This window comes from Treponema berlinense (genome assembly GCF_900167025.1).
GTDB classification, from domain to species: Bacteria; Spirochaetota; Spirochaetia; order Treponematales; family Treponemataceae; genus Treponema_D; species Treponema_D berlinense.
The window spans coordinates 137,122-162,519 of the sequence record NZ_FUXC01000005.1; the positions used below are offsets into that span (position 1 = coordinate 137,122).

Sequence of the window (25,398 nt, forward strand, 5' to 3'; positions counted from 1 at the left end):
GGAAGGTGATTTTTCATGGAAAAAAGTGTTTTTAATCTAGGAAAAGGGAAAGAACCTCTCAAAGTAATACGGGGGGGGGTATTTGCAATTATGCTGTGCGCCCTCGTCTGCGCGGCGGGCTCCTGCAAGGTAGGACTTGGGGACTCTGTAGACACCGAGGCGCCATCTGTAAAAATCGTATATCCTGATCCGAACACAAACGCCATAATCCGCGACACCTTCATACTCTACGGCGACTGCGACGACGACAAGCAGATCACGGCGGTAAAAATTACTCTTGTGAATATCGACACCGGGACTACTGTGCTTTCTGATGTGCCGGCTACGGTGGATTCTGACCAGAAACACTGGAGAATCAAACTGAATTCCCACTCTGAGGAAAACAAATACAACGGCTGGCAGTTTGCGGACGGAAAATATACCGTTACTGTCCGGGCTTATGACGGTTCCCACGACAGCAGTTCTGACGAAAAAAGCAGCACTTCTTCTTCTTTTGAAATTGACAACACCGCTCCTGTCTTTGTGATTAAAAATCCGGGAGTTTTGAAAACCGAAACCAGTTCTCCTTCGGCTTACGGTTCTATCTTTACGGTTGAAGGAACAATCTCGGAACTCCATTCTGTAAGTTCTATGGAAGTAACTGTCTACGACGAAGCCGGTAACTGTGTTTCTGAAGAATTCTACGACGGGGAAACTTTACAGGCATTTGTGGAAGAGGACATTGAAATTGCCGGTGGTACCAGCGTAATTATTGCCCAGTCCGGCTCTACTGACGGAAGGTACAACAAGATTTACGGTGAGGGTTCGGGCACTCAAAAATTCACCTGTTCTATAAAACTTACCGACAACGCAAAAAAATACGTGAATCCTCCTGAACTCAGCGATTCCAGGTCGGCGGAGGAAGCTGCTCTGGACGAAAAGGGAAATTCAACCTGCAGCATCTATCTTTACGACGATGTTTATAACGCCCTTTTGAGCCAGAAAAATCCTGAAAGCAAAAAACTCAGTGCCGGGGATTTGAAAAACTTAATCAACTGTACCTTGGATAACAAAGAAGCCAGAAATTTTCTTCTGGAGAAAGAAAAAAACACTGACTCGGCTGGAGATGCTTCAAAAAGGCTTTATTTTTCTTTAAATCCAGAGGCAAACCCTACCTATAACGTAAACGGTTTTGAGTACAGTTTTGTGGAAGACGATTATTTGCAGCAGGCTTCTGCCGGAAATGCTGTTTCTGTGACTGTTCTTCAGGGACTTGACCAGACTATGATTGATTTGGACGGTGATCCGGACGGAAACGAAAAGTCTAATTCAACGGTAAAGGTTTGGATGAAGGAATTTCTTGACAGACCTTTGGACGAAGCGGCGGTAAAAGAGGAGATTACGGAGACTCTGGCTCCGAAGGTAAAGGCCCAGGAAGACGAGGGAAATGAAGGTTTTGTGGAATATGTAAAGGGAACGAAAGAAGTTCCTGTAACTGAAATTGAAGGCTGGAAGCTGATTTTTGACTACGGTCAGAACAATTCCGGGGAAAGCTCTGTTTCTACAAAGACTTTCTCTGTAACTTTGCCGGCGGGTTCTATCGCCCTGAACAAGTATTATCTTCTGGTGGTAACCGGACGGGACATTGACAATGTTGAATTTTCTCAGAGCAAGATTTACGGTTTTGAAGGAAACGAAGCGGGAATTCCACCGACTTTGACCATCGACGACATTTATGGGGACAAGGCAAAAACTGTAAAAAATCTTGTGCCGTCTTCTAATTTTGACTTTACCGGTAAAGCAACTTTGAAAGGCTCTTCTCTCTATACTTCGGAATTTTCTGTAACTCTTACGGTAGAGGATCAGGACTCTGATAAGATAATTGGCACTGTAACGGAAACACTGACCCGCTCTGCCTTAGACAAGCCCTGGTCAGAAACCGCTGCCCTTAAATTTACTGATAAGGAAAACTGGATTTTTACCCCAGACAAGCTGGGTAACGATAATTTTAAGGTTGTGAAGGGAGTTGGAAAATCTTACCTTTATACTCTGGAAGTTTGGGGAAAGGCTTCTTCTGGCCACGAAAGCTCTTCAACTTTAAACCTTCAGATTGACTCGAAAAATCCGGCGGTGGAAATTACTTCGATTACGCCGACGGTTGATGAATACGATGAGGAGAAAGGCCCTTTTGTAAACGGGACAATCTGGGTAAAAGGCAATGTGGAAGAAACAAACCTGGAAAACGTTGCCGTTGAAGTTTATGCTGGTGACACTCTTGTAGAGAAGGCTTCAAATGCCAGCCTGGGTAAAAAATATTCAATCAATTACGAAATTGACACTACCACACTGAAAGATGACTCTGCCCTGGAAATAAGACTTAAAGCCGTAGACAAGGTAGGAAACGAAACCTGTGTTTCTTCGACTGCGCTGGAGGATTATAAGGAACTTAAGATTGCTCAGAAGACGGATATGCCGGTTGTTACGCTGAATAATGCAAGCCCAGCGATAAAGAGCGCTGACGGCATAAGTGTGGATGAGAATCTGTTTGGAACGGTTTCTAATAACAAGATTTCAGTATCTGTTTCTGACGATGACCTTATAAAAAGCGTTACGATGAAGGTTTCCAGCGAAGCAGGAGAGGTAATCGACTCGACAACAAAAGACGAAATTGGAAAATCAACCTACAGTGCTTCCTTTGCGCTTCCAACAGCCGAAGGAGTGTACAAGGTTGAAGTTATTGCGAAAGACGACATCTTATCGACAGAACTTTCTGGGGAAAGAGAAGCGAAGACGACTGTCATCGGTCCTTTCTTTGTTGCTGTTTCTGCGGGAGCTCCAACCATAAGCCTTGACTCTGTAAAAACCTACTTGACGGCTACACCTAGCTTTACAGGAACAGTTTCCAGCGACCAGGCAACTGTCAGCGCCAAATTTACAAAGGCAAACATTGGTGGCAAAGATGCCGACGAAACAGAGCTTTCAAAATATACCGCTCTGCTCAGCAAATCAGAAGTAAATGCGAAAAAATGGACAGTTTCTCTCAATTCAGGGGCATCTCTTGACAACGGAAACTACACGATTCGCTTTACTGCTGAAAATAAATATGGCGAATCAAACTCTTCGGAAGCAGAATTCACTGTAGACAACGTAGCACCAACTGTAAAAATAACAGAATACAACTCGATTAAAAACGAAAACGGATTTACAGAACCACTGAATTTCTATCTCAACCCAGAGAACATAAAGACGATAAAAGGAACCTGCGCCGACAACGAAAGCGGAAGCGGAATAGACAGCGTCTACTATTACATTGGCGACATCACAGGAAAAGAGATTCCATCGACAGAAAACGGCTGGATTCTTGCAAATCTCACAAAAACCGAAAGCGAAACAGGCTGGACTATTTCTCTTACAGACTTAAATGTTGAGGAAGGAAAAAATTATCCAGTTCATATAAAAGCTAAAGATAATGCTGGAAACAGAAGCGAAGACTATAATTATATCAGTCTTTACATCGATAAAACTGGACCTAATTTGAAGGCTTCTGTGCCTGATTCAGGCTTGACTTATACAAAAAATGAAAAATTTTACCGAGTTTACGGCTCAAATTCATTCAACGTTTCTGTAACTGCGACAGATGTTGCTGGAGTTGCAAGCGTTTCGGCTAACTCAACATCTCTTGTAAAAGGCGATGACGGAATTTACACTGGAACAGTTTCTGTAACTCCAGATTCGAATGGCTTTGCTTCAATCAGCGTTATTGCAATGGACAGCGTTGGAAATTCTTCAGAAACAACAATCGATGACGTAATGATTGACTCGACCGCGCCAACCGTTGCGATCTCGTCATATCCTGAAAATGCGACAAAAGACGAATTTACGCTGAGTGGAACTGTTTCAGACAATATCGGTGTAAAATCTGTCGTTATAACAGATTCTCTTGATTCTGCAAAATCATACGAGGCGACTGTTAGCGGTGGAAAATGGTCTGTAACTTTGAAGCCTTCTTCAATCGCGGCAGGCGCAGACGAGACAAATGACGGCTCACACACTTACACCGTAACCGCAAAAGACAAAGTCGGAAACACTTCAACTAAAACCTGCCGCGTTACGACCGACACCACAGCTCCTTACTGGTACACAGACAACACAGAAAATAAGGAGCCTTATATAAGCACAAAGGCAAGCTCAGAAAAAATCACGGTTTCCGGTGTTGAATACAGCCTGTACAATTCAACTTCTGTAACGGTTGCGGCAAAGGCAAAAGATGCGACAACAAACGTCGGACACCTGCTTTACAACTTGAACGACGAGAAAGACAGTTTATCTGCATTGGTTTGGAAAACCGTGGACAACGGAAACATCACCGTGGAAAACCTTGCGCAGGGCTTAAACACGCTCAAGATAAAGGCCGCCGACGAGGCTGGAAACGAGACTTCACCGTTTGCGATTTCATTCTTCGTGGATTCCCTTGCTCCGGCTGAGCCTGCTTTGAAATCTGTTGACAGCGACTCTGACGAAGGCTCAATGAAGATTTTTGCCGCCCAGAACAAGCAGAAACTTGTGAACGGAAATTCTGATGTCGTATTCAAAGTGGAGGTGGCAGACAAAGCCGCGGACGACACTTCAGACGGAAAAGACTCTTACAGCGGAATCGCCTCTGTTGAGCTTGCAAAAATCGGAAACAAGACCCTTTCCAAGGCAATTTCCGGAACTTTTGTCTCAGAAGAAAACGGAAAACAAGTCTATTCAATCACAGTTCCGGCTGGCGAGCTTGCAAGCGGATCTGCAAACGTGACTGTAAAAGACAAGGCAGGGAACTCGACAACGCTTGGAATGTTCAACTTCCTTTTGGACAACAAGGCTCCTGCTGTTTCCATGTCTTCTCCTGCAGGCGATGTAAACAAGACAATCTCCCTGAGCGCAAGCGCGACCGACAACCAGGAAATCGACGGGGCCACGCTTAAACTTGAATACAGTACCGACAAAACAAACTGGACAAAACTTTCGAGAGATAATGCCGGCCCAGAATACAAGGCTGTAATCTCGGATTCTGTAATAAGCGTTACAGGCTTTGACACTACAAAATTTGCGGACAAATCCACAGTCTACGTAAGGGCAGTTATAAGCGACAAGGCGAAGAATGAAGGAAAGTCAGAAGAGGTAGCCCTCAGAATAAACCAGGACTCTGACCGTCCGGTTGTAAAGATAGACAATCTTGCAAGGCTTGGAGACGGAACTTTCATCCTCAAGTACGGAACAAACGCCCAGATTACGGGAACTCTTTCCGACGACGACTCAACTTCAGGCGCAGTTGTAGAAGAATTTGTTATTTCTGAGACCCCTTATACAGGAAGTGAAAGTGTAAAAAATCTTGCAAAAAAATTCGATTCTGCCACAGGCGACTTTACGTTCGAGCCGGAAAACACAGAAGACGGGACAAAGACACTTTACTTCTATATAAAAGACAACGGCGGAAGCGAATTCTACACAACGGCTCCGACAGGCGCGGATTCCAGCGGAAGCACAGCATATCTTAAAAACCCGAAGCTGTACCTAAAGACAGAACCACTCGATGACTCTCTTGCGGCAAAAGTTTTTTCTTATAAATCGGATTCGAACAGCCCGACAGTAACAGCAGGAAAAGGTGTCCTTTATTCGGACAATGCAGGAGAAAATGCCGCAAAAGACGCGAATGGCGAAACTTTCGATTTTGCCAGCTCAAATTCAACTCTTAACACAAGTTTTGTTGCCGGCGGCTCAGAAAGAAGATTCGTAAAATTCCAGTTTGAAGCAAATGACGCAAGCGGAATTGAGGGAATGACGCTTGAACTGTTTGATGAGGCAAATAATTCCGTTTTAAAACTAAAGACTCCTGATTCAATAACAGGTGCCAGCGGATTTACAACAAGCGGAACAATAGAACAAAAACAAATAAAACCAAATGAGACAGACCCGACAACATCAATCTGGACAACGGAAATTATAGATTTAGAAGGTAAGACCACCGCCCAGTACACCGCAAAAATAGTTCCTTACGACAAGGCAGGTCTTGCAGGAAACGGCTCATACTCATTCTTCATAGACAATTCCGCTCCAGAAATCGTGATTCGCTCCCCAATAAGCGGAAAAGAAGTTACAGGAACCGTAAGCATTGCAGGAACCGCAACCGACACAGGAAGCTCAGGAACCGCAAATATTCAATGGCTTATTCCAAAAAAAGAATTTGTGACTGTCGCAAATACAAAAACAGGCACAGAAAAACTTGAATATCTGAAAAGTTTGAATTGGAATGGAGGCGAAGACGCGCTTGCGGCAACAGCGACACTTACTTCATGGCAGTTCGACTTTGACGGCAAAAACGACGATGCAGCTTCCGACCCGGCAAACTTTATTTTCAAAGGCGGAAACCCGGCTCTCGACGTTTATGATTCTGACGTTTTTGCAACAAATGTAACAGACGGAATCTATGCACTGCCAGTTTATTTTATGGCAACAGACGCAATCGGAAATTACTCGATTTATGAAAAATATGCTCTGCGCCATAACCCTGACGGCGACAAGCCAAAACTCGACTTCCTCTACCCTACCGTTTCCGATTATGGAAAAGACCTTGAATATGTTGTTCTTGGAGGCACAATCCGTGCAACGGGAAGCGCGGTAATTCCAAGCGGAACAACTACCGTAAGATCCGTTTATTACCAGATTGCAGGCGAAAACGGCTCTTTCTCAGAATCTGACAAAACTGCTGCCTCAACTAACTATGGATACGCTGTTTTAACAGCTTATGACGTTGTAAAAGAAATAACAGGAACAGATTATTCTTCAACTTCAAGAACTATTGATGATTCTATGCTTAAAAAGTTTGGATTCTCAACAAAGGCCGAAATGGACGCCTGGTGGGGAATTAAGGCAAACGGAACTGCCGCATGGAACATAATTCTTAACGAAAGAGGAGAACTCAATCCAGAAACAGATGGTTCTACAACGAATATAAAAATCCGCACCTGTGGCATAAATGCTGAAGGAAAATTCGGCGCATGGACAAGCGGCGACAACGTAATTTCAATTCATATTGATGACAAAGCGCCAGTAATCAACAGCATTGTAAAACAGTACAAAGAAGACGAAATCACTTCAAATCCAACGAAACTTCCAGAGTGTAAAGCAAGTCAGAATTACGTTTCTGATATGTTCTTGAGAGAACAGTGGTATCTTGAAGTTACTCTCTTAGACGAAACTGCAGTTACAAGCTACTCAGTTCAAAAGGACACAACCTCGCTTACAGAAGGAAGCGGATATTTTGTTCAAAGCAACGTTGAAGACAAGTCTAAAAACGGTTACAGGCTCTACATTCCTATTGATAAGGATTCTGATTCTGTTTCGTACACAATCACGGCAAACGATAAAGAACACACTGCAACCCAAACATTCTCTTTTAGACTCGACAACACAGCGCCAACACTCGAAAGCCTTACAGGAAACGGTCAAGATTTGGCACCAAACGGAATTATCGAAGATTCAAACTATGTCTACACAGTAGGCGGAAAATCCGAAGATTCAGGTTCCGGAGTAGAAAGAGTTTTGTTCTACTTTATGAGAAAGTCAGGCATAACAAAAACTACGATTACTGACGAAGTTCTTCTCGACCCGATGATTACAACAGGCACGGACAAAAGCAAAATCGAACTTTCAACTTTGACCGCATTGCCAGTTACGCAGGAAAATAAAACATTCTATCTGTATGCAAAAGCACAGACTTCAAGCGCCACGAAGGACACGTTTACACTTCTTACATCGGCAGATTCTCATATTAGAACTGGCGGGCTAATCTACATTGACGGTCTGTACAGAAAAATTACAAAACTTGACGGAACAACAGTCACATTTGAACCTGCAATGTCCGAGGCAAAAGCTTCTGTAACCGCATACTTCCCTATTGCCCAGGTTATCGACAACACAGCCACCGAAAAAGTAAAGAGCAATTCGGCAAATCCATTCACTTTTGAAAGCGGAGATGACGGCGACGGAATGCCGGAAACATTCTCAAAGACAGGAACTACATGGACTTGGGACGCGACAATTCACTCTTACAATATGCCGGACGGCCCTGTAACTTTGGTCATAATGGCCTTTGACGAAGCAGGAAACGTAAGCAGAAAGAGTTACAACCTGATGATTGTCAACAACGCACCAAGGCTTGCAAAAGTATGGCTGGGTACGGATTTGAACAACGATGGAAAATTCACCTCCAGCTCTGACATTAAAGAGATTGTGGAATACAACATTCTGGCAGCAGAAGGCAACGAACAGAAGGAATATGAACTGGACTTTACGGCAAAAAAATCCGACGGAACACCGAAATATGAGTCTGGAATCTTCAAGATAAAAAAAGATCTTGCGGTTATCCCGGAATTTACCGGCGGAAACGGCTCCATAGGAATGATTTCCAACCTGACGGCAACGGACACCACAAAAACCACAGGCACCGTAACAGAAGCTTCTGCCAGGGACGTTACAGTTACAGGAACAGAAAAGACCCTTATGGACAGTTCCGATTCTCCAAAATTTACCAGTCAAAAATTTACAACAAATGCAAAAGCAAATTCCATATATGCCTTTGTAATATCTGAAAATGAACTGGGAGATGACGGAGAAAACAGGGGAATGAGCTTTACTTTCTGGGACAAAACCGAAGAAACAGAACAGGGAACAAACAGCCAGTACTCGGTTCTTTTTGTGAAGAATTTTTCCATTGCCCAGAAAGACAATACCCCTCCAAATGCGGTAATAGACCCGTTCCAGTGGAACAGTCTTACAGACAACTCCATCTACGGCTCAGAAACATCAGAAAGTTTTTCTGACCTTAAAGGCCACATTGAACTTGAAGCCGACTGGAAAAAAGCCACCGGCTACAAAGACAGCGAAACAAACGGGCAGTTCGACGGCGACCCTAAAGTTTCTGGAAAAATCACAATCCGGGGGTCTGCTTACGACAACACCAACCTGACCGCCCTTTACGCTGTAATCGACGATTTTACTTTCGCAAACTCCACGGCTTCCACAGGTTTGGAAACAACCGGCATTACAACCACAGAAAGCAGTGGCTCAAAAACCCGCACCATGGTTAAGCTGGCAACTTACGAAAATGGAAGCTGGACAGTAACAAAAGGCGGAATGGATGACTACGGCTGGAACTTTTCGGTAACAGACGGTGGAATTTCCCAGACAGGGCACCGGGTAACCTGGCAGCTGGACTGGGACACAAGCAAAGTCAGCGGAATTGTCGGAGCAGACAAGGTAATAGGCATAGCCGCCCAAGACCACAAAGGAAACTACAGCTGGCAGACCGCCTCCGCCCAAACAGAAGACGAAACCATCTTCAACAGACCGGAATATCGGGTGGACGTTGTGCCGTATGTCGTAAAAGTTGAAACAAAACTTTCAAAACAGAAAAAATCCAACTGGTCTGTCTACAACCGCTCTGCCCTCGGACACTATCCGGTACAGTCCGTTGTAAGCAATGTTGCCAGCGGAATACTCAACACCAAAACTTCGGAAGACGTAACTTTGCACGGCTTTAACCTGAACGGAACTTCGGTAACAATAACAGGAAGGAAAAATGCTGTTATAACCGGAAATGTTTCTGAACAGACAGCCACTGACCTGTCAAAAATCACATTCAACGTTGCAGACCTGGCTTCTGGTACGCTTAAACTGAGTGTAAATAACGTAGAAGTTATCAACAACTACAACGACAACGATGCCATGGGAACTGCAGAAACAGAGGGAACTGCCAGCAAAAATATGTACAACAGGCAGGCAAACGGCGACACAAACAACATACTTACAGACGACCTTGTGTTTGACGTGTGGGAATTTAACGACAGGGCAGCAAAGCCGATTAACGGTCTTGCCACAGGAGTGCAGATGCAGGTAAACCAGAGTTCAAAAATGCTGAACTTTGCCTTTGCAAACGGTGGTCTGTTCTTTAGCATGGGCGGAAAAGTGGGGGATACAGACTACTCAAGCTATTACTGGGCAGGGGACTGGGATACCTTTGCAGGCCCTAGCGTAGGCTTCCACGTAGACGCCAGTGGCAACACCTACTCCGTAGCCAGCGGTGGAGATACAAATGCTCAAGGTCATGTTGATAAATACGCATTCTACACAAGCCGCTGGGGATTAGGTACAAGAAACACAGGTGGAACATACGGCGGTTCAAATGCCCTAAGGCTTGAAGAAATAGCCATAAAAACAGGCCCAGAAACATTTGACTATTCCCTTATGAAGTACCGGTATCTTTCTTCGGAATTTGCTTCTTCTTCCACAAACCTGTATCTGGTAAACTACGATGCCCTTACGGACGAAATACGCTTTAGGGCAGGAACTTTTGACAGTACAACAAACCAATTTACCGGAGGCTTTACAGATACTTATAAAGGTCAAACCCCATCCTACTACAGCACGGCTAACTGTCAGGTAATAGCAAACAACTCTGTAAGCGGAGGACGTTTCCTTACAGATGACAGCGGTAGCACTACCAAAGTTGCCCCAATCTCAGGGCGGGGTGCCGGACAGTACGTGGACATTGCAGTTGCAACAAACGGCACAAATAACAAAGACGCCGTCTGTGTTGTATGGTTCGATGCCTACGAAAACTGCCTTAAATACAGTTATTACGTAGACCCCATCAGCAATTGGGAAAACCTTAAAGGCGACAGTAAGGCAACAGGCTGGTCTACACCAAAAACGATTTTTGAAGAAGGTGGCGAATACTGCCAGATTGTTGTGGACGCAGAAAACCACATCCACATTGCAGCCTACGCTGGTAACGGTGACGTAAAATACGCTTATCTTGAAAGATATAATTCGCCATACAGCGAAGGAACAAATTCCTGCACGGTGGACTCTTCCGGTGCCGTAGGAGAACACCTGACTCTGGACGTGGCCCTGGACGAAAAAGGAAACAGTATTCCGTACATCGGCTACTTTACGGCAGCCATAAAGGCTCCAAAGTATGCCTGGCTTTCAGACACGACAAAAGGCAAAGTGCCAGCCGGTGTTGATGATTACGAGCGGTTTACGGGAGCCTGGGAAGTAACGGTATTACCGACCCCAAGCCGTCCCACCACAAACAGGGAAGACAAGATTAACATAGGAGTGTTCAAGGATGAAGACGGAAAACTAAACTGGTCTACAACAGACGGCAATGCACCGGCAGATTCAAACATTGGCACAAGCACCTGCAGCATTTCCGTAAACGGCTACTCTTCTACAGAAACAAGCCAGTGCTACGGCAATGGTTCAAAAAATGCAGTCTTTGCTTACCAGATTTCTGGCAGCACAGGCTCTTGCATCGAAACCGCGCAAATGCGCTAGCGCATTAAAAAGCCGAGTTTTAGCCCGGATCGGAACGGCGCGGAGCGTTCAAAAGGCGGAAAAAATTTCCGTCTTTTGAATGTAGCGTCAGCGGAACCGTGCAGAGCCGGTTTGTGATTGCGGTGCGCTCCTAAAAAAACTTAGAGAACGTGGAGTTTTGAATTTTCCAGGTTCAAATAGGCTTTGTCGCCGGCTTTGTAAATTTTGTGGGCGCGCGGATTGTAATCGTTTATTTTTATTATGGTGTTTTCCGCGGAAAGGCTCATGGCTTCGCTCTGGTCGTGAGTTACGTAAATTGCTGTAATTCCGAGTTTTTGCTGGATTTTTCGGATTTCTGTGCGCATTGTTACACGGAGTTTTGCGTCAAGATTGGAAAGCGGCTCATCAAAAAGCAGAACTCCCGGCTGCATTACAAGAGCTCTTGCAAGAGCTACACGCTGCTGCTGACCTCCAGAAAGCTGGTTTGTCATTCTTTCTTCCATCGAACAGGTAATACCACAGTTTTTTTCAAAACATCACGATTTATCAATAAAAAAGTGGCGTTGCCGTAGCCGTTGCAAAAATGCCCCCTGATAAATGAAATCTGTCCACATTTGATGGACATAAAAAGACGAATGCAGCGTGAAAAACATAAATTTTTTCTGACAATAAATCTGAATCTTTCGGACAGTACATCTGAATAATTCAGACAGTACATCTGAATCTTTCGGACAGTACATCTGAATCTTTCTGACAGTACATCTGAATCTTTCGGACAGTACATCTGAATCTTTCGGACAGTACATCTGAATAATTCGGACAGTACATTTGAATGTTCGCGCCTGCTTTTTGTCTTTATAAACATAGCCAAAATTAACTGGCGGAGCTTTTGGGGGGTCAGTTCAAAAGGCGGAAAAAAATTCCGTCTTTTGAATGTAGCGTCAGCGGAACCGTGCAGAGCCGGTTTGTGATTGTGGTGCGCTCCTAAAAACTTAGAGAACATGGAGTTTTGAATTTTCCAGGTTCAGATAGGCTTTGTCGCCGGCTTTGTAAATCTTGTGGGCGCGCGGATTGTAATCGTTTATTTTTATTATGGTGTTTTCCGCTTTGACCTGATAATACTGGTAGGCGCCCATAAAAGTTGAAAAAACGACCTCGCAAGGAATGGCGTTTCCTGTATCCGTAAGCTGGACATTTTCCGGGCGCAGGACTATTTTGCACAAATCCCCTGCAACAAGGTTTCCGTAACTTTCGGCTTTTACATCAATGCCGTTTACATCTACGACAACGTTTTGGCCGGAAACTGATTTTACTTTTCCAGAAAGAAAACTTACTTCGCCAATAAAATCCGCGACAAATTCGCTTTTTGGGCTGTAATAAATTTCTTGCGGTGTGCCTTTTTGCGCGATTCTGCCATTTTTCATAAGGATAATTTCGTCGGAAAGGCTCATGGCTTCGCTCTGGTCGTGAGTTACGTAAATTGCTGTAATTCCGAGTTTTTGCTGGATTTTTCTGATTTCTGTGCGCATTGTTACGCGGAGTTTTGCGTCAAGATTGGAAAGAGGCTCATCAAAAAGCAGAACTCCCGGCTGCATTACAAGAGCCCTCGCAAGAGCTACACGCTGCTGCTGACCTCCAGAAAGCTGGTTTGTCATTCTTTCTTCCATTCCAGTCAGTTCTACAAGGTCGAGCATGTCAAAAACCTGTTTTTTTATTTCTTCTTTTGGAAGTTTTCTGAGTTTTAGACCGTAGGCAATATTGTCAAAAACGTTGTAATGCGGCAAAAGCGCATAGCTTTGAAAAACCATTGCCGTATCGCGTTTGTTTGGCATAAGTTCGTTTATTGCCTTTGAGCCAAGATAAATTTCGCCATGGTCTGGACTTTCAAAACCGGCAATCATGCGCAGAGTTGTAGTTTTTCCGCAGCCAGAAGGTCCTAAAAGCGTTACAAAGCTTCCCGGTTTTATGTCAAGGGAAACATTGTCAACAGCGGCAAAATCCTTTTTTGTTTTTGGATCCTGATAGATTTTTGTAATATTTTCGAGTTTAACGCCCTGTGGCTCTTTTCTTTCCATAATTTACACCTCTTTTGTCGGTTTGCTTGTTCCCAATTTTCCAAGAACAAAATTCATTATCGTGATTGCAACATAAGTGATTACGATTAAGATTGTTGCGTAAGCACAGGCAATTCCGTAGTTGCCTTTTTCTGCATGCTCATTTATTCGTACTGTAATCAAAAGATATTTTGGAGTTACAAGAAGAATAATTGCCGAAATTGCAGTAATTGAGCGCACAAAAGTTGTTACAAGTCCGCTGATAAAAGATTCCTTGATTAGAGGCAACGTAACCGTCTGAAAAACCTTTGCGCTGTCTGCACCCATATCGTAGGCCGCTTCTTCAATTGACCGGTCAATCTGCCTTAAAGCCGCAATTCCCGAACGAGTTCCGATTGGAAGCGAACGGACAATAAAAACAATTACGAGGATTGCTCCTGTACCGTAAAGGCCCGACAAAATTCCAGAATGAAAAAGTCCAGAATTGTAACCGCGGATAAAACCAACGCCAAGAACAGTTCCCGGAACAGCCATTGCAAGCATTGCGACAAATTCCATAAACCCTTTGGCAAAGAATTTTCGCTTAACGACAAGATATGCAATAATCATAGAAAGAAAGGCCGTAATCGGAGAGGCAATTGCAGAAAGAAGCATTGAATCCGTAAAAACACGATACCCCTTATTTTTAAAAATATATTCGTACCATTTTAGAGAAAGATGATAGTCTCGTCCCCAAATTTTAAAGAGAGAACCAAAAGGAACAAGAATATACATGGAAATTACAAAAACCGTCAAAAGCGTACATATTGTTACCAAAGGAATTCTTACGCTTGAATCGGTGATTGCAGCCCTTCCTCTCGTTGCCTTTCCGGTCAAAGTAGCAACAGACTTCCTTTCCAGCCAGTATTTTTCCAGAATAAAAAGTCCCATCGAAATTACAAGAAGAACAACAGCCATAGCAGTTGCTCCAGATTTATCATAAGCGCCAGTCAATTGAAGATAAATCGAAGTCGCCAGAGTGTCAAAGTTGCCGCCAATAATCATTGGATTTGCAAAATCCGCTACAGATTCAATAAACGAAACCAAAAAAGCGTTTCCGATTCCCGGAAGCAAAAGCGGAAAAGTAACCGTCTGAAAAACCTTGAACCTGCCGGCGCCCATATTCCGGGCAGCTTCTTCAAGAGACGGATCAATGTTTTTTAAAAGCCCTTTAAGCATCATGTAGCAGACAGGAAAAAAAGTCAGAATCTGAACAAGAGCAATTCCGCGCCAGCCGTAAAGCTGGGTATTATTCATATTAAAAAGTCCGCGGGTAATAACGCCAGTCCGCCCAAAAAGCAGAATTGCGGAAAGCGAAAGAACAAAAGGCGGAGAAACAACAGGAAGAATAGACACAACGCCAAAAAGTTTTTTTACGATTTTAGAGCCAACATCAACGTACGAATCAACATAGGCAAACAAAAAACCTATTACAGTAGAACCAATTCCAGAGATAAGACCAAGCCAAAGCGTATTCGAAATGGCATGGCGAAAATTCGTCATCTTAAAAATTTTTATAAAATTGGCAAAACCGATAGTCTTTAAAGTCGTTCCGTTTATATTTTTTTCAACAACAACACTGTCCGTCAAAAGAATAGCCAGCGGATACAAAATAAATAGGAATAAAAAAAGAAAAATTCCGATAATTGCAGCAACAAGAATAGGATCTGCAAGCAGTTTTTTTCTGTCTAAAGCTCGTCCTTGTGATTTTGGCATTTATTTTCCTTTGTATATAACTAAAAAAAATCAAAAATAAAAAGCAGGAATTTAAGTCTGGCCGCCAAAAAACGCATTTTGTTTATAACTTTTATGCGCCTTCCGACAGCCAGACCTTTCAAAAATACAAATAAATTACTTAGTCTTTACGCGGTCATCTTTTGAAATTACTTCAAAGAATTCAGCATAGTATTTTGGACCGTTAGTTTTTGCATCATCAAAGTTGTAGACCATAGTTTCAATCTTGTCCAAACCGTTCTTAATGGCAACTTCAACCGGTTTTGCGTTGTCGATAACCAGGAACTGATAAGAACCATTGTCCTGGGCAAGGTTTACACAATCTGGAGAAAGCGCAAATTCGATGAATTTTTTTGCATTGTCAAGGTTTTTAGCACCCTTAAAGATTGCAGTTGCACCGATTTCGTAAGAAGTTCCCGAAGAAGGAGAAGTCATTCCAATGTTTGTGTAACCGTTATTTACAATCTGATAGACAACGTCGTGCAAAAATCCAATGCCGATTACAATTTCGCCAGTTGGAACAAGCTTTGAAGGACCAGAACCAGATTTAGTGTACTGACAGATATTTTTGTCGAGCTTAGCAAAATAATCCATAGCAGCCTTTTCGCCCTTCAGCTGAACCATCGTATTTACAATAAGTTTACCAGTACCGGCAGTATTAGGGTTTGCAAAAGAAACAAGACCTTTATATTCAGGTTTTAAGAGGTCGTCCCAATCTTTCGGAGGCTCAAGCTTTAAGCGCTGAAGTTCTTCCGTATTCCAGAAAAAGCCCAGAATTCCGCGGTAAATACCAAACCAGTTGTTATTAGCATCTTTAAACTGCTTGCCAACAAGATGACTTGCATTTTTCGGCTCAACAGGCAACAAAAGTCCTTTAGCCGCAGCTTCGTTGTAAGGGTCAGTAGTACCGCCAAACCAAACGTCAGCCGAAGGATTTCCTTTTTCTTCTTCGATTTTTGTAAGAACTTCGCCAGTCGAAAGTCTCTGGAAAGTAGTCCGTACGCCAGTCAAAGATTCAAATTTTGCACAGGCAGCAGCAAGATATTCTTCTTCGCAAGAACCGTAAACAACCAGTTCGCCGGCATTTTTAGCATTTTTCTTGTCACCACACGACATAAGCGAAAAAGCCATGGCCGAAATACAAAGCAGACCTAAAATTTTTTTCATAAATCCTCCAAAATTCGCCGGAAAACACAATTCCCGGCAAACAAAAACAGTTTCGCAAAAGCAAAACCAGCAAATTTCAAAAATCGCCCGCAAGCAACTTTCTGATTTAATTATACGACCGAAATTTTTAATTAGCAAACAAAAGAATAAAAAGGAGGCGCACAAATTACGCACAAACGGCTATCCGAGGCTCCGGCGTCACAGCGCCTTCGGTGCTCCGCACCCGCAAAGCGGCCTCTACTATCCGGCGCCAGTTTCCGGAGAAAAACCAGCAAAAAAAGTTAAAATTTTCAATTTTTCCCCACGAAAATGTGCAAAATTTGAATTTCAGAAACAATTAAATAGTAGATGCAAGAAAGCTCGCATAAAGCGACGTAAAACACAAAATCAGAAACTGATGTTTCCTCGTTAACTTTTTACGGAGAGAGATTTATGAACAGAGACGAAAAAACAAATCCGGCAGGAGCACAAATGCAGACACAAAATCCCACAGGCACAAAAAGACTGGCAGAACCAGCGGTGCCGCAAAAACAGGAGACATCAAAAATGCCAAAAAGTCTCGCAAGACAGGAGATGCTGCAAAAGACAGAAAACTTGAGAAGCCCACAAACGCATAAAGGTCTGACAGAACCAGAGATGCTCACTACCGAAGAAAAATGGGAGCGGGCAGGTCTTACAGACACCTTTATCTTCTACAAGGTGATGACCGAAAACCCCGACACCTGCCGCCGCCTTCTGGAACTGCTCCTGCACGTTAAAATCGAAAAAATTGAAATCCTGGGGGAAAAATCCTTAGGAATCGACACAGAATCCAAGGGCATACGGCTGGATGTGTACGTCAAAGACGAGGAGAGGGTTTTTGACGTGGAGATGCAGGTTAAGGACACGGGGGAATTGCCGGAGAGGTCAAGATATTACCAGGGGGTTATGGATGTGGACATGCTCAAATCCGGAGAGCCCTACAGAGCATTAAAAGAAAGCCACGTGATATTCATCTGCCTGAAAGACATCTTTAAACAGGGGCTGGCCCATTACACCTTCGAAAACCTCTGCCTCCAAAACCCCAGAATAAGGCTCGGCGACAGAAGTCTTAAACACTTTTTCGTAGCAGAAAACTATGATAGGATAGAAAGCGACAAAGAACTAAAAGCGTTCTTAAAAATGCTTATAACCGGCAGAACAGAAGACAGCTACACCCAGGAACTGGAACTGTGCACCGCCAAAGCAAAACAGAACGCACTTACAAGGAGGCAGTACATGGACTGGGCAAGAGAACTAAACTACGAAAAAGAACGGGGTTACAGCATAGGTTACGACAATGGCTATGACAGTGGACTGCACCAAAAGGCAGTTGAAGATGCCACAAACCTTTTAAGAGAGAATATTTCTCCTGAGGTGATTGCCCGATGTACCGGACTTTCCCTTGCCGAGGTAGAGGAGATAAAAAACAGTCTGCTCTGCACAAAATAAGCCTCAACAGGTGTTTCTCCCCGAAAAAAAGACAAAAAAAGCCCGAAAGCCTTTCGAACTTTCGGGCTTTTTGTTCTAGTATGCCTCTAAAAACTATTTTTCACTCTTTAAGAACACAACGTCCATGCGACCAGTGTTAAAGCCCACTACAGAATCGCAGTCAGCCATAGAAACTCCGTCTTCTTTTACACTCCATGAGCCAGACTTTCCTTCAACGTAGACAAGCTCGCCGCCACTTACATAATGGTTTCCGCCATCAACAACAGCAGGAACAATCTGAACGTCCCAAAGGCTCTCTGTTTTTCCATTGCCAGTGTCAACATCGCGGAGAAGCGCGTATTTTACGCCGTTTGCAGTGCCTTCGCTGTTGAGCCAAGATACACAAGGAACGTAACCCGAATCAGTTTTCATAACAGAAAGAGTTCCATAAGTTCCGCTTGAGTCAATTGTCATAGGACTGCCGAATTTGTAACCGTTTTTTTCAGGATTATTGTCAGGATTATAGGTTGACTTCAAGTAACAGAGCTCGCCGAGTGAGTTGCGGTACATTATGTGCAGACAATCGTCGCCGTCAATCTTTGCCTGAACGTAAGTTCCACCGCGAACGTCAGGGATTGCCTGACGAGTCCAATTTGAAGCCGTTGCACCATTTGAAGACGCAGAACAATAAGCAATTTTTAACTGTTCATGTTCAGCATCATAATAAACAATCACAGGTTTTCCGTTAGAAGTAAGTGCAAGACTTTGATATTTACCAGCAGAAGATGAAGAACTTCCTGATGAAACAATATTTTTTGCACCAAAATATATAGCAACTGTATATCTGCTGCAACCAGTTGGGGTTTCTCCGGAAACAGATGTATCCCATGTAAATGTATAAGCCCCATCACTATAAGTCGGTTTTGAACTTAAATCATGCAAATCATACTTAAAGTTACCAGAACCATCTGTATACATCAAAGCTATAGAAATACCATTTGTTGAATAAGCATTTTCCATATCGGAATATTGTGCCATTTTGACATTTGCAGTCTGATAAGATTTGTTAGAAACTTTAACAGTTGCAACAAGATTAGAAAAATCACTAGTGTAGTCATAAGCTGTTTTCTTCCCATCTTTCTCCTCCTTATACTGAGAAGTAGAATCTATTGCCGTAGAATAAATTCCGAAAATATCAGTATTTGTTTTTACAACCTCTCTACTAACACCACTGGTAATTTTAGTTCCAGTCGGAGACACAACCTTTTCATGCAATCTGTCGATTCCTGTAGACGTTCCATCAATAAGAACCCAGCCATCAACATTATATCTGTAAGCATTTGATGTTGTATCTAGACTATAATCATCCATGTCTATATACGAATATCTAAGAGCCTTATTCACAGAATCATAATATGTATAATGCAATTTATTTCCGTATCTTGCAGTTCTTGGTGCATCAAATACGCTTACTTCACGTCCCATTGCGTAACTTGCAATTTGGAAGCCAGCAACATTTGTCGTACCGTCAATAGCATGTGTTGGGTTACCTGTAATTTTAACAGTTTTATTCTGTCCCATTGAAACAGAAATATTACCTAAACTATTGCTGATTCCCTGCCCCCATGCACCGCCAATATTTTTTCCATTAGCATAACCTATATTAGTTACCTTTCCTCCATTTCCTACATTTGCAGGCAAGAAGAGCACACTCAAGTCCCCATTATCTTTTGAATTATCTACAGCAAATGCAGTTATTTTGTCAGGCTGGTCATATCCCGCATAAGACGGTTTTTGAGAATAACCAGTTGTTCCACTTGAAAGATTTCGTTGAAGCTGGACAGTTCCAGATCCCATCATCGTCCAAGAAGAGAAAAGATTTCCTTTTTTATCTGCTATCAAAGTAGGAATATTTCCACTTGAACTCTGAGAGAAATAATGTCCCACGTCCCAAACTCGGATATATCTGTTGTCAAACTTGCCGTCTGAGTCGAGGTTTGATTTTGAGGCATTGTTATTCTTGTCGTTCAGAGAAACCATTTTATTTACTGTTACTGTAAGTTCACCGGAATTTGTTACTGTAAGTTCACCGGAATTTGTTAGTGCGCCACTAGATTTTTCAGGCGCGTCAATCTTAATCGTAAATGAAGTTCCGTCTGCCCCTGAAGCCGTGGCTGGTTTTGTTCCAACATTTACAGTCGGTGAAGTTCCAAAGTTCCAGCCAGAAACTTTCAATGTATCGCCAACTGCAACTGGATATTCGCCGTAAGTAGAGCGGTTCATTGTCGTGGTGCTCTTTGTTGTCGAGCTTCTCTCAATTCCCGTAATATACGGCACGATGTCTGCCTGATATTCAGCAGGCTTAACTTTTGAACCGGAAGCGTTTTTATTTGTTCCGTCGTATGCGGCAACTATGAATTTTACGTCACTGGCAGCAACACCTTCAACTTTACTTGTATCAACGGTCAAACTCCAGCCAACGGTATGTCCGTTTTTTGTACTGAATTCGTTGCTTGTTATTGCAAAAGTAAGTCCAGTAAGTCCTGCTGGAAGTTCTTTCTCAGTGAGTTTTCCAGATTCGTATGTTGCAACCTCCATATCAACAGCTTCCGAACTAAAACTTTTGCTCGTAAGATAAATGCTTTCAACGCGCTTTTCGTCAGTTACTGTTCCTGTAAAGACTACAGTTCCAGAAATCTTTGTATCCGTGTCAAATTCTTTCGGGTCAAATTCTTCGCTTGTTCCAGTAAAATTTGCGGCTGGCAAAGTGCTGCCTAAATCAACGTGTCCGATTGGAGAGTGCGCTGTCGGGTCAGTAATTGAAGGAACTAGGACCGCTGTCGGGGCAGCGATTTTAGGAACTGGGAACTGGTCATCAACAAGGTCGATATACAAAGGAATATTTACAACAGTCCACTGAGAGCCAAACTCTGTAATATTTCCTTGCTTATCAATTGTGTCGCCTATTCCTGGTGTTGTGCCCTTTGTTGAATCCCACAATGTTACGCCAATATAATTTATCTTGTTATTGTCTCCCCATTCATTGTACTTAAATCCGCTTGTTTCTGAGTCGTTGTTAAATTTGCTTGTCGGAATTTTGAATCCTGTAAGTTCACTGCTTATAATGCCAGCTGTTGTTGAGTTTTTAGTGTTGTCATAAGTATCGGCAGTTGCCACAACAAGTTCGCCATCAATTCCACTGGTTGCCTCAGTAAACTTGTAATCATCAGTAACAGTTCCCTCGGTTGCTGTAGGCTTGGCAACGTCAAGTTTGTAGAAAAGCTGTCCGTTTCCACTTCCGTAGCCTTCAAATCCACTTCCTACAAATTCAAATGAAAGTCCAAGGTCGTTTCTCATTGTAATTCCAGTATTTCCAGAACCTTGAGAGCTTTCAATTGTAAGAACTTCTTGAGAACGACCGCTAATTCCGTTTGTAAGCGCACTGTAGAACTTTTGAATTACGTTTGTGTCAGACATTTTACTTGTACCAAGTTCATTGTCTGAGAATTTTCCGTCGCCATTCAAGTCTGTCGCAAGATAGACTTTTGCAAGACGAGGTGTATTATTTGCAATCATCACAGGTGTTTCGAGAGTACGTACGTTTCCTGCTTTATCGAATGCCATAGTTACAAGGGTAACAGGTCCGTCTTTAAGTTCGTCAAGATAAACCGATGCGTTCCATGTCCAGGTTGAACCGCTCTTCTTTACAGACTCAATGATTCCGTCTCCGTCATCACCGTTGATTACAAAACCACTAGACCAAGTTCCGATTGATTCGGCAGAAGTATTGTCCACAATTAAGGCTGCAGGAACAAAAGCCGTTGTTGGTGTTGTCGAAATTGCGCCATCAACCGTAATTGCTTTTTCATCTACGTTTACGCTTGAAATCGTATAGTAAATGCCTGAGAGCTTTATAATTCCGCCCTTACGGATAAATTTGTAATTAGAAATACCAGAATCGGCTGTGAAAGTTGTTGTGTTTGCAGAAGAATTAACAGTTGAATTTCCTGAAAGCGTTACACCGTAAAGAGCATTGTCGCTGTAGTTTGTGTCATCTGAAGCTGTCAAATCTTTGTCTGTCTGCAAGCCGACAGACCCAGACGAAGCAATTTCTCCAACATAAGCCGCAGAAGAAGAATTTTCCCAGGCAGAACCATTATTTAAAGGTATTGGAAGTTCAACGGTCTTTTGTTCGCCAACTGTGCGCACAAATGTGCGCACAAAATAGAACGCTATTCTTTCAAATCCAGAGCCTGTATCTGTCGCAGTCGAGCCGAATGTTACAACGTGGTCAGAATTCTTAAGCTTTGTCATTGAAATTTCAGAATCGTTGCCGTCTGTAACCACAGGCTTTCCGCTAGAGTTAAGCGAGAATACAGGCGCAACGTTGTCCGCATTCACCTCAAATGTCGCAGTTGAAATGTTGTTTTTTCCGCTGTCTTCAGAATCTTCCGCAGTTATTGTGTAGCTTTGTGTTGATGTCTTGTCAGTGTCAATTTTTATGTAGACATAAGCGATGTTTCTTCCAGAAGAATCCTTTTGCTCAGAACCGTTCGCATTTCCGCTGCTGTTGTTTGCAGTTTCAGGCCAAACAAAATAATCTTTTCCGCAAGAAAGGGAAGTTGAGCCAATGGAAACGCTGTTGACTTTTACATTTGTCTCGTCTGTTACACTTGTGCAGAGATACCACTGTCCTTTCAAGTAAATTCCAGAAGAATATGCTTGTGAGGAAGTCGGATTAGCATTATGGAATTTGTCTCCAGTTGAAAGTTCGCTTGAATTTGAATATTGATACAAGAGCGGAGAATCCGAGTATTGCGGAACCTGACTATCAATGTGGATTGAGTAAGCGTCTGACCAAAGTCCAACTTTTCCGTTTTCGCCAACGCCACAAACCCGTATTTTTACGTTATTTGTGTCATCTTTTACGTCCATCTCTCCATCTTCGTTGATTTTTATATACCAGGAAGTTTTTGAGCTGTAGAGCGTTGCAGGAATTCCCCACCAGTCAGTGCGCTTTGTACTGTCAGCAAAATTGAGGCTCGCTGTGCTTCCCTGTGATGACTGCCATTCTTTCTCAAGTCCATCAGCATCAAGAACCTTAAATCCATAAGTTACAGCAGTGTTTTTATCATCAAAATTACCCTTATCATTAGAAACCTGAAGATAGACTTGATAAGCAACACTGTCGCCAGAAGGAATTTCTACAGTTCCTGTAACACGAATTGTTCCGCCAAGAACCGCATATCCTTCTGACGTCAATATTGAAGAATCTGGATAAGTAATTTGTGTAACAGGCCGGTCTGCATCTGGATTGTATCTGATTGAATAATCTTTGCAGATTGTGTAGTTTCCAAGCGCGTCTGTCGCCTTGAAATAAATCGGAAGCGTATAAACACCATCACCGTCAGGAGGTGCATATGTAGAGTCTTTTGTATATTCGCTTAAAAGAGCATTGTCAGTTCCGTTAAACACAAATGTCCACGCGCTTGCTGTTGAAACTTTGCTAAGCTCGCCTTTCCATTCAAGCGAATTAAGATTTTCATTCTGTTCATTAGTAGGAATCAGCCACTGAATTGAGTCAACCGAGCTTGAGCCGATTTCCGTTGCTGTTCCAGAAACACTGATTGAAGAGCCTGAAACAATCGTTGAAGAGCTTGGGCTTGTCATCTTTACAGCAGGACCGGAATTATCGACCATGAATGTATAAGAGCCGTTTCCGAAAAGTCCAGAGTTGTCGTAAGGCTTTACGGTTATTGTGAGCGAGCCTGTCGGAACGCTTCCCAAGTCAAGAGCAGAAGCAAGCTCCCAAACGTAAGATGTTCCGTCAGAAGATTCGGTTATTGAATCAGAAGAATTCACATAATATTTTAAGTTTCCGTCGCTTTCATTTGTTGAAGAATCAATCGCGTTTTCCGCAATTACAGAAGCCGTTGCGCGTTTGAAAAGCGTGTTTCCGCTTGAATCTGTAACATCAAGCAAAATTCCGTCAATTCCGTTTGCGTCGTTTGCTGTAACTCTAAGATTTAGATGACTGTCGTCGCCTCCTGCAACAAAGCTTACAGAAATTCCGCTGTACGATGTTTTTTCAGCAGAAGATGAAATTTTTCCCTCGACATTTCCAACCTGAGGAGAAGCCGAATCCGACTTGTACGTGAATGAAGAAGCCGCAAGTGAATCTTCAAGAGCATCAGTTTTTAGATAAATCCGCGGGTTTTTAAGATATGTTGTTTTTCCGCTGGAATCTGTGCCGGTTGAAGCCGTTGTGTAGAATTCGCTTCCGCCGTTGTCTTTTATGTAGATGTAGAATGTCTTTTCTCCGTCTTCCTTGCTGCTCGGAGTGAATGTGAAATCGCCTGTCTTCTTGTCAAAAGTTGTTGTTCCCTTTACACTTTCGCTTCCTGTATAAGAAGTTTCTGAAATAACAAATTCCTCTACAACTGCGCTTGAAGTTGAGTCGTCGTCGGAAAGAGTTCCTGTAATCTGGGCGTTTGTTCCGTACTTGAGGATGAAAGTTCCGTCTCCAAGCCTTGCAAGATTGTCTATCTTTACAATCGGACGGTCAGAGTCCTGGTTTACATAAAGCGCAACAGGGTCAGAATATCCAGTGTTTCCAGCCTCGTCTTTCGCCGCCGCGCGGATATGAACAGTTGACTTGTCAGCGAATTTTGAAGTGTCGATTCCGCTTGCTAAAATTCCTGAATTCCATTCGGCTTTGTAATTCTCGCCCGCGTTTTCTGTTGTGAGAATTTCCCAGTTTGCATTGTCCGTGCTGTATTCAAGATAAACTGAGCTTTCGTCCAAAGTCTGGTTGTCGCTCGCGCTTGCGCTCAGAGAGATTGTCTTGTTCACATCGAGCTCAGAAGTTGAGCTGTCTGCGTCCGCTGGTGCCGTCAAAGTTACAGTTGGCTCATTCTTGTCGAGAAGAAGATTGAACATTCCAAGCGTTGTCGCGTTTCCTGCCTTGTCCTTTACAGTCACGTTTGCAGATCCGCTTGCAAGCTCGCCAGCCGGAATTGTGATTGAATAGACTTTTTTTCCGGTTCCTTCCGAAACAAAAGTTCCGGAAATTGCCTTGGCAAGGGTCTTGTTTCCGATTTTTGTAAGCTCAACAGAGGCGATTCCGCTGTAAGAGTTTTCTCCGCCTGAAGTGTCGTCCGTGGCTTCAAGGGTGAACGTAACATCTTCTTTTCCGTTTACGAGCTTCTGCTTGTTCTGGGCGGCAAAATCCGCCATTGAGCCTTCGTCAGAGTCGCTGTCAACAGATTTCAAAGCCGGTTCTGCCGGAGCAAGGGAATCCACGAAGAATGAAATCGCAAACGGTGAAGTCTCGTTTCCAGCCTCGTCGGCGGCCTTTATCTTGAGCGTGTTTAAGCCCTGCGCAAGGTTTTCCACGGTGATGTTTCCGTTGTCCACGGTTTTCCAGACTAATGAAGATGAACTGTCTTTCTCGTCGTTCAAATTATATAGAAGATTTGAGACGTTTGTTGTCGCATCTTTTGCCTTTGCCGCAACCGTTACAGAAGTTGAGTTGTACAGGCTGTATTCAACACCGGAAACCGTGATTTTTTCCGAGCTTGCCTTTGTGCTTATATAAGGCTCTTTATTTTCTGTG

The 25,398-nt window shown here is 43.2% G+C and carries 7 protein-coding genes and 1 pseudogene; 3 read left to right on the plus strand and 5 right to left on the minus strand.

What is annotated here, in order from left to right; translation table 11 throughout:
- Nucleotides 1–15 precede the first annotated feature (15 nt).
- Entirely contained in the window at nucleotides 16–11,361 is an 11,346-nt protein-coding gene (locus B5D47_RS05845; protein ID WP_143592615.1) for an Ig-like domain-containing protein, read from the plus strand.
- A 254-nt stretch (nucleotides 11,362–11,615) separates the two neighbouring features.
- On the opposite strand, the pseudogene B5D47_RS11655 reads toward B5D47_RS05845, so the two are convergent.
- The 4 genes and pseudogenes from B5D47_RS11655 to B5D47_RS05865 all read right to left on the minus strand — a co-directional run.
- Nucleotides 11,616–11,843, minus strand: a pseudogene (locus B5D47_RS11655) (ATP-binding cassette domain-containing protein); the annotation flags it as partial.
- Nucleotides 11,844–12,332: 489 nt separating this feature from the next.
- Nucleotides 12,333–13,415 carry an ABC transporter ATP-binding protein gene (locus B5D47_RS05855; protein ID WP_078930903.1) on the minus strand — a complete coding sequence of 361 codons (1,083 nt, stop codon included), beginning with the start codon at nucleotides 13,413–13,415 and terminating at the stop codon, nucleotides 12,333–12,335.
- Nucleotides 13,416–13,418: 3 nt separating this feature from the next.
- Complete coding sequence (locus tag B5D47_RS05860) at nucleotides 13,419–15,149, minus strand: ABC transporter permease (RefSeq protein WP_078930904.1); 1,731 nt, start codon at nucleotides 15,147–15,149, stop codon at nucleotides 13,419–13,421.
- A gap of 135 nt (nucleotides 15,150–15,284) precedes the next feature.
- Nucleotides 15,285–16,334, minus strand: a complete 1,050-nt coding sequence (locus B5D47_RS05865; RefSeq protein WP_078930910.1) for an ABC transporter substrate-binding protein — start codon at nucleotides 16,332–16,334, stop codon at nucleotides 15,285–15,287.
- Here B5D47_RS05865 and B5D47_RS11660 point away from each other — a divergent pair.
- Nucleotides 16,297–16,746, plus strand: coding sequence for a hypothetical protein (locus B5D47_RS11660; protein ID WP_234969922.1), 450 nt, complete (start codon nucleotides 16,297–16,299; stop codon nucleotides 16,744–16,746). The two genes, B5D47_RS05865 and B5D47_RS11660, sit on opposite strands and share 38 nt — an antisense overlap.
- Before the next feature lie 20 nt (nucleotides 16,747–16,766).
- Nucleotides 16,767–17,804 (plus strand): Rpn family recombination-promoting nuclease/putative transposase, encoded by a 1,038-nt coding sequence (locus B5D47_RS05870; protein WP_078930905.1) that lies wholly within the window; start codon nucleotides 16,767–16,769, stop codon nucleotides 17,802–17,804.
- A gap of 93 nt (nucleotides 17,805–17,897) precedes the next feature.
- Here the strand turns inward: B5D47_RS05870 and B5D47_RS11435 are convergent.
- Nucleotides 17,898–25,398, minus strand: a 7,501-nt coding sequence (locus tag B5D47_RS11435; protein ID WP_159443499.1) for a hypothetical protein, incomplete at its 5' end; no start/stop codon positions are given.